The sequence below is a fragment of the Micrococcus sp. EWR3.9.1 genome (genome assembly GCF_052615555.1).
Window position 1 is genome coordinate 1 of record NZ_JBQXFD010000030.1, and the last position, 7,304, is coordinate 7,304.

Here is a 7,304-nt window from a genome sequence, read left to right on the forward strand (position 1 = left end):
CCTAGTCCGACGCCGGGGAGCCCTCGCCGTGCGAGGCTCAACCAAGCATTGTGGTCCACGGCACAGATCATTCCTGCGAATGCCGCTCCCGTTCACCATCTGTTCACCCCGGCCGAGCACTCGATTCACCTCTGGACCGTACGGTCGGGTGCGGTGCAGAACCGGGCCAGCCGGACGCTCTGCCCTCACCGTCGTCATCCGATTGAAAGAGGCTCTTCGTGAAGGCTCACCGCTTCGGCCGCTCCGCCGCCCTCCTGTCCGTGGCCGCCATCGCCCTGACCGCCTGCTCCTCCGCGGACAGCGGCAACGGCGGCTCCGATGCCTCCGGCTCCGCCAGCGGCGAGCAGGGCACCACCTCCGAGGTCCAGGGCAACCTGGTCGGCGCCGGCGCCTCCTCGCAGGAGGCGGCCATGACCGCCTGGACCCAGGGTGTCACCGAGATCGCTCCGAACCTGACCGTGCAGTACTCCCCGGACGGCTCCGGTGCCGGTCGTGAGAAGTTCCTCGCCGGTGCCACCTCCTTCGCCGGCTCCGACGCCGCCCTCAAGGAGGAGGAGGCTGAGTCCGCCAAGGAGAACTGCGGCGACGAGGGTGCGTTCCACGTGCCGGCCTACATCTCCCCGATCGCCGTGGCCTACAACCTGCCGGGCGTCGATGAGGTCAAGATGGACGCCGAGACCATCGCCAAGGTGTTCTCCGGCGAGATCAAGAACTGGAACGACGAGGCCATCGCCGCGCAGAACGAGGGCGTCGAGCTGCCCGACACCCCGATCACCGTCGTGCACCGCTCCGACGACTCGGGCACCACCGAGAACTTCACCGCCTACCTCACCGAGGCCGCCGGCGATGCCTGGTCCTACGACGAGGTCGAGACCTGGCCGTCCGACATCACCGCCGAGTCCGCCCAGGGCACCAAGGGTGTCGTGGGCCTGGCCTCCCAGACCGAGGGCGCCATCACCTACGCCGACGCCTCCGCCGTGGGCGAGCTGGGCACCGTGTCCGTGAAGGTCGGCGAGGAGTACGTGAAGTACTCCGCCGAGGCCGCGGCCGCCACCGTCGAGAAGTCCGAGGCCAAGGAGGACGGCTCGATCGAGCTCGACCGCGCCACCGACGAGTCCGGCGTGTACCCCGTCGTGCTGGTCTCCTACCACATCTACTGCAACCAGTACGAGTCGCAGGAGACCGTGGACCAGGTCAAGACCTTCGCCGAGTACGTCGTGTCCGAGGACGGTCAGAAGACCGCCGAGAAGTCCGCGGGCAACGCCCCGATCTCCGAGGAAACCCGCAAGAAGGCCATGGAGCGCATCGAGGCCATCTCGGTCAAGGGCTGATGTCGCTTCTTGTCGGCTGACCCACCGTCGCTTCGGCCGCCGGGCCCCACGGGCCCGGCGGCTGAAGCCGCGTCAGGGCGCTCGTTCGTCGCGGCCCGTCCATCACCATGCACGTCGATCCGAGGGAAGGCACTGTGTCCTCAACCACCAACGAAGCGGCACCGAAGCCGTCCAGCCTGCGCGGCCCCCGCCGCGGAGCCGCCGGAGACAAGCTCCTCTCCGGCGGGGCCCTGGCGGCCGCCGTCCTGATCCTGCTCGTGCTCGCCTTCGTGGCGGTCTTCCTCCTGACGGAGGCATGGCCTGCCCTGCAGCCGGGCGCGGAGCTCGTGTCTGCGGACTCCTTCTTCCAGTACGTGTGGCCGCTCATGGCCGGCACCGTGATGGTGTCGATCATCGCTCTGCTCATCGCCACCCCGGTCGCGATCGGTGTCGCCCTGTTCATCTCGCACTATGCGCCCCCGCGCATCGCGCAGTCGGTGGGCTTCGTGATCGATCTGCTGGCCGCGATCCCCTCCGTGGTCTACGGCGTGTGGGGCTGGCTGACGCTCGCTCCGCTGATGGTGCCGATCTACGGCTGGCTCAACGAGAACCTGGGCTTCATCCCGTTCTTCGGCGGCTCGGCCACCACCACGGGCCGTACCCTGCTGACCTCGGGCGTCGTGCTGGCCGTGATGGTCCTGCCGATCATCACCGCGCTCTGCCGTGAGATCTTCACCCAGACCCCGAAGCTCCACGAGGAGGCCGCGCTCGGCCTCGGCGCCACGCGCTGGGAGATGATCAAGATGACCGTGTTCCCGTTCGCCCGGGCCGGCATCGTCTCCTCGATCATGCTCGGCCTCGGCCGCGCGCTCGGCGAGACCATGGCGGTCACCATGGTGCTCTCCGGCGGCGTCTTCTCCTGGTCGCTCGTGGAGTCCGGCAGGAACCAGACGATCCCGTCGGAGATCGCGCTCAACTTCCCCGAGGCGTTCAACATGCGCCTGCACGAGCTGATCGCTGCCGGTCTCATGCTCTTCATCATCACCCTCGTGGTGAACATGATCGCCCGCGCGATCGTGAGCAAGCACAAGGAATTCTCGGGAGCCAACTGACATGAGCACTGTCTCGACTTCTCCCCGGGCCACCGAGGACAGCGTGACGCCGCGGCGTCATTCCCTGACCGAGGGTCAGAAGCCCGGCTGGACCTGGATGGCCGTCGCAGCTGCCGCGGCCGTCGTCGCCGCCGGCCTGACCGTGCTGCTCAGCGGCGCCTTCAACGTGGTCGGTTTCGTGATCATCGCCGCCATCCTCTACATCGCGGGGCTCTACGTGGCCACGCGCGTGATGGAGAACCGGCGCCGCGCCGCAGACGGCCTGTGTCGCAACCTCGTGTGGCTGGCGTTCCTCGTGGCCCTGGTGCCGCTGGTCTCCGTGCTGTGGTCGGTCCTCTCCGCCGGTCTGCCGACCCTGATCGCCAACCCGCAGATCATGGCGTACGACATGAAGGGCATCACCGGCATCGACGACTCGGCGTGGGTGGAGGACGGCAAGCCCGCCGGCGGGCTCGCGGGCGGTTTCGGCCACGCCCTGATCGGCACCGTCGTGATCACGATCATCGCGACCCTGATCTCCGTGCCGATCGGCATGCTCACGTCCATCTACCTGGTGGAGTACAGCCGCGGCGGCTGGTTCTCCCGGGCCATCGTGTTCTTCGTGGACGTCATGACCGGCATCCCTTCGATCGTGGCCGGCCTCTTCGCCTACGCCGCGATCACGTGGGTCCTGACCCTGGTCACCGGCAGCAAGTCCACCGCACTGCAGTCCGTGCAGATGGGTCTCACGGCCGCGATCGCTCTCTCCGTGCTCATGATCCCCGTGGTCGTGCGATCCACGGAGGAGATGCTCCGTGTGGTGCCCAACGAGCTGCGCGAGGGCGCCTACGCCCTCGGCGTGCGCAAGTGGCAGACCATCGCCAAGGTGGTCCTGCCCACCGCGATCTCCGGCATCGCCTCCGGCGTCACCCTGGCCATCGCCCGCGTGGCGGGCGAGACCGCGCCGATCCTCGTGACGGCCGGCTTCGCCACCAGCATCAACTGGAACCCGTTCGACAACTGGATGACCGCGCTGCCGGTGTACATCTACCGCCAGCTGGTCGCCCCGACCTCACCCACGGCGGCGGACCCCTCGACCGCCCGCGCCTGGGCAGCCGCCCTGCTGCTCGTGACCATCGTCATGCTGCTCAACCTGGCGGCACGGTTCATCGCCAAGGCGTTCGCCCCCAAGCAGGGCCGGTGAGGCCCGGCCGCCCGGAATCCCCCGGGCGGCCGGCCCCGACCCCGTCGCACCCCCCCAGAGACTTCCACGAAGGAACAGAACCACTCATGTCCAAGCGCATCCAGGCCATCGACGTCGATGTCTTCTACGGCAAGTTCAAGGCCGTCGAGGGCGTCAACATCGACATCGCCCCCCGCTCCGTCACCGCCTTCATCGGCCCCTCCGGCTGCGGCAAGACCACCTTCCTGCGCACCATCAACCGCATGCACGAGGTGCTCCCCGGCGCCACCGTGGACGGCCAGCTCCTGCTCGACGGCGAGGACATCTACGGGCCCGGTGTGGACCCGGTCCGCGTCCGTTCCCAGATCGGCATGGTCTTCCAGCGCCCGAACCCGTTCCCCACGATGTCCATCCGGGACAACGTGCTGGCCGGCTACAAGCTCAACGGCACCCGCCTGAACAAGTCCCGTGCGGACGAGCTCGTGGAGAAGTCCCTGCGCGGCGCCAACCTGTGGAACGAGGTCAAGGACCGCCTCGACAAGCCCGGCTCCGGCCTCTCCGGCGGTCAGCAGCAGCGTCTGTGCATCGCCCGCTCCATCGCGGTGCAGCCCGACGTGATCCTCATGGACGAGCCCTGCTCCGCGCTCGACCCGATCTCCACCCTCGCCGTCGAGGACCTGATCAACGAGCTCAAGGAGGAGTACACGGTCATCATCGTCACGCACAACATGCAGCAGGCCGCGCGCGTGGCGGACAAGACCGCGTTCTTCAACATCCAGGGCGTCGGCAAGCCCGGCAAGCTGATCGAGTACGACGACACCAACGTCATCTTCAACAACCCCTCGAGCCAGCAGACCGAGGACTACGTCTCCGGCCGCTTCGGCTGAGCCGCCCCGCGCTCCGTCCCCGACCCCGTCCGGCCGCACGCCGGGCGGGGTCGCGGCGTCTGCGGGGCCGGGCCGCCGTCGTCGGGCGCGGCCTCAGGCCAGCGGGACGAGGGCCAGCGTGCCGAGGAGGCCGAGAAGGGCGCAGGCCACCGGCGTGAGCACCCACCAGCCGACCACGCGCAGCACGGTGGGCCAGCGCACGGACGCGTAGGTCTGCGTCTGGCCGGCGCCCACGATGGCCGCCGTCGCCGTGTGGGTGGAGGACAGGGGCAGGTGGAACACCAGGGATCCGACGAACAGCAGGCCCGCGGGGATGACGGCGGCCACGGACGCCCGCAGGGGGTCGAGGCGCACGAGACGCTCGGTGAGGGTCCAGGCGATCCGCCAGGCGCCGCCCAGCGTGCCGAGCCCGACCGCGAGGGCGAACAGGAACGCGCCCCCCACGAACTCGGCCGTCAGGGCGTCCGGCGCCAGGACGGACCCGGACCCCACCAGCACGGCGGCCCACAGCACCCCCATGCGCTGACCGGCCTGCAGGCCGTGGCCCATGGCCATGGCGCTGGCGGAGATGCCCAACGCGACGCGGGCCCGGTGCTGGACGTTGACCGTGGTGCCCCGGGTGGCGAGCCGCATGGCGGGGGCGGTGAGCAGGCGGGCGAGCGCCCACGCGATCAGGGGCGAGAGCAGCAGGCTGAGCAGCACCTCGGCGCGGACGAGGTCGAAGATGGTGAGGGCGACGTCGATGTCCAGACTCAGGCGCACGGCGAGGTGGCTGCCCGCCAGCGCGGAGATCAGCGCGTGCGTGCTGGAGCCGGGCAGGCGCCGCCACCACAGCAGCAGACCCCACACGAGGGTCACCACGCAGGACACGCCCACGGCCAGGGGGCCGATCTCGCTGCGCACCGCGGGCGAGGTGAAGTAGTGCACGCTCAGCGTGATGAGCCCGATGCCCAGCAGCGCGCCCACGGTGTTGACCGCTCCGGTCAGGAGGAGGGCCCCGCGCGGTGTCAGCGCCCGGTACCGGACAGGCAGCGCCGCGGCGTTGGGGGCGTCGCGGAACCCCATCAGCGCGCCGACGGCGCACAGCAGCACGAGGACGACGGCGAGCCCCGCGGTCACGGCGCCTCCACCGGCTCAGGACTCACGGACGAGCACCATGCCCAGGTCCATGTTCACGCGGGAGAGGGCCTCGAGCGCCGCGTGCAGCGCCCAGGCGACCTCGCGCTGGCGGTTGTAGTCGCGCTGCAGCAGGTCCATGCCGAGGTCGGCGAGCCACTCGACCATGACCCGCTCCGCGCGGCGGGAGGCGCGCAGCAGCTGCATCCACGTGGCCTCCAGGGCGTCGAGGTCGCGCACCTCGGCGGCGCCGCGGGCGAGCAGCTCGGCCTGCCGGCCCACGGTCTCCAGGATGTCGAGGGCGTGCGTCGGCAGCTCCTCCAGGTCGGCCCGTTGGATCAGCACGCCCGCCGACACGACGCGCCGGGTGGTCGCGTGCACGCCGCTGGCCAGCCGGTAGAGGTCCTGACGAGGCAGCGGAGTCACGTAGGCGCTGCGCAGCGCGGTGAGGAAGGCCATGAGGGTGGCGCTCGAGGACGAGTCGAGCTCCTCGAGCTCACGGGCGGCACGGTCCGCCTCGGGTCCGCGGGTCCCTGCGACCTGGGCCACCAGGTGCACCGCCCGGTGCAGGGCCTCGGCGAGGTCTGCCATGTGGCGCAGCGCCGGGGTGTCGCGCGTGACGAGCCAGGGCATGCGGGGGGACATGGGCAGCGGTCGCTCTCTCGTCGACGGGTGGCGAAGGGGTCGACGACGACGCCGGACCGGGAACGCCTCTCGGCGGAAGGCCGCTCGCAGCGGCTGTGTGTTGGAGCCCGGGGTTACCAGCGGCCCGGCGCCGTCCCCTTCAGTCTAGCGATCCGTCCCGAAACGCTCGACCCGCCGCCTCCAGGGCGTCGGCGGTGCTGACCAGGCGCGCGGCCCGGCGGGTGAGGGCGGCGGCGCGGTCCGGGGCGGCGGCCTCGGAGCCCTCGGCGTGCTCGACCTGGCCCAGGGCCACGACGCGGGCGTAGGCCGCGGCGCGCTCGAACGCGACGTCGATCTCGGAGCGGTAGGCGCCCGTGAGGATCGTGTCCGTGAGGCGGCGCAGCTCGGCCGGCCCCGGCGGCTCGACGGCGCCCGCCACGACGCGCGAGGCGTAGGCGGCGTGCCCGGCGCGGTACCAGGCGGCCCAGCGTTCGCCGTCGCGGGCCGTCGCCTCCTGGAGCACGTACAGGCGCCACAGGGCGCCGGCGAGCGAGACGGGCGGGGCGTCCGCCCACAGCTCCGCGAGCGTCTCGACGCCGAGCTCGTGGACCAGCCCGACCAGCCGCTCGACGACGGCCGGGTTCTCCTCCGCGCGGCCGCCGGCCACGAGGGCGTGGGCCAGGCGCGAGGCCGCCGCGGCCACTTCCTGCGGGTCTTCGCCGCCGGCGAAGTGCGTGAGCTCCTGCGGCTCCGAGAGGCGGGGCCGGTGCGGGCGCAGGACGCCCGAGGCGCTCGAGCTGGCGCCGCGGCCGGCGGGCAGGCGGTGACGTGCCATGGGCGGGGCTCCCTTCGAGGGCGCATCGGGGTGAGGATGTGGTCGCCGGAGGCGGCGGCCCCGTCCACGGTAGTGCCCCGCACGCCTGGGCTACCATTGGAGGGCACCCGCGAGGGTCGCCGTCGTCGGCCGCACGCCGTCGTCGTCGGCCGCGGGTGAGGGCCTTTAGCTCAGCTGGCAGAGCATCGGACTTTTAATCCGCCGGTCGCGGGTTCGATCCCCGCAGGGCCCACCGGAAAGCGGCCCCTGACCGGGCAT

Annotated in this window: 7 protein-coding genes and 1 tRNA gene; 5 read left to right on the forward strand and 3 right to left on the reverse strand. The window is 71.1% G+C overall.

All coding sequences use genetic code 11. The features are described from left to right. The first annotated feature begins 218 nt into the window (after positions 1-218). The 4 genes from pstS to pstB all read left to right on the forward strand — a co-directional run bounded on the left by pstS (position 219) and on the right by pstB (position 4,471). Positions 219-1,331, forward strand: coding sequence for a phosphate ABC transporter substrate-binding protein PstS (pstS, locus tag ACUJ8O_RS11155; RefSeq protein WP_127435315.1), 1,113 nt, complete (start codon positions 219-221; stop codon positions 1,329-1,331). Positions 1,332-1,465: 134 nt separating this feature from the next. Then, complete coding sequence (gene pstC / locus ACUJ8O_RS11160) at positions 1,466-2,422, forward strand: phosphate ABC transporter permease subunit PstC (RefSeq protein ID WP_036314850.1); 957 nt, start codon at positions 1,466-1,468, stop codon at positions 2,420-2,422. 1 nt (position 2,423) lies between these two features. Next, positions 2,424-3,605, forward strand: coding sequence for a phosphate ABC transporter permease PstA (pstA, locus tag ACUJ8O_RS11165; RefSeq protein WP_036314852.1), 1,182 nt, complete (start codon positions 2,424-2,426; stop codon positions 3,603-3,605). Between the two features lie 86 nt (positions 3,606-3,691). Continuing rightward, positions 3,692-4,471 carry a phosphate ABC transporter ATP-binding protein PstB gene (pstB, locus tag ACUJ8O_RS11170; RefSeq protein WP_036314853.1) on the forward strand — a complete coding sequence of 260 codons (780 nt, stop codon included), beginning with the start codon at positions 3,692-3,694 and terminating at the stop codon, positions 4,469-4,471. Positions 4,472-4,564: 93 nt separating this feature from the next. On the opposite strand, the gene ACUJ8O_RS11175 is transcribed toward pstB, so the two are convergent. The 3 genes from ACUJ8O_RS11175 to ACUJ8O_RS11185 form a co-directional block, all read right to left on the reverse strand. After that, entirely contained in the window at positions 4,565-5,590 is a 1,026-nt protein-coding gene (locus tag ACUJ8O_RS11175) for an inorganic phosphate transporter (protein WP_002856097.1), read from the reverse strand. Positions 5,591-5,605: 15 nt separating this feature from the next. Continuing rightward, positions 5,606-6,232 carry a hypothetical protein gene (locus ACUJ8O_RS11180; RefSeq protein ID WP_036339118.1) on the reverse strand — a complete coding sequence of 209 codons (627 nt, stop codon included), beginning with the start codon at positions 6,230-6,232 and terminating at the stop codon, positions 5,606-5,608. 139 nt (positions 6,233-6,371) lie between these two features. Then, a complete protein-coding gene (locus ACUJ8O_RS11185) occupies positions 6,372-7,046 on the reverse strand; it encodes a hypothetical protein (protein WP_152743585.1) in 675 nt (224 codons plus the stop codon). A gap of 159 nt (positions 7,047-7,205) precedes the next feature. On the opposite strand from ACUJ8O_RS11185, the gene ACUJ8O_RS11190 reads away from it, so the two are divergent. After that, positions 7,206-7,278, forward strand: a tRNA-Lys gene (locus ACUJ8O_RS11190). Positions 7,279-7,304: the final 26 nt, after the last annotated feature.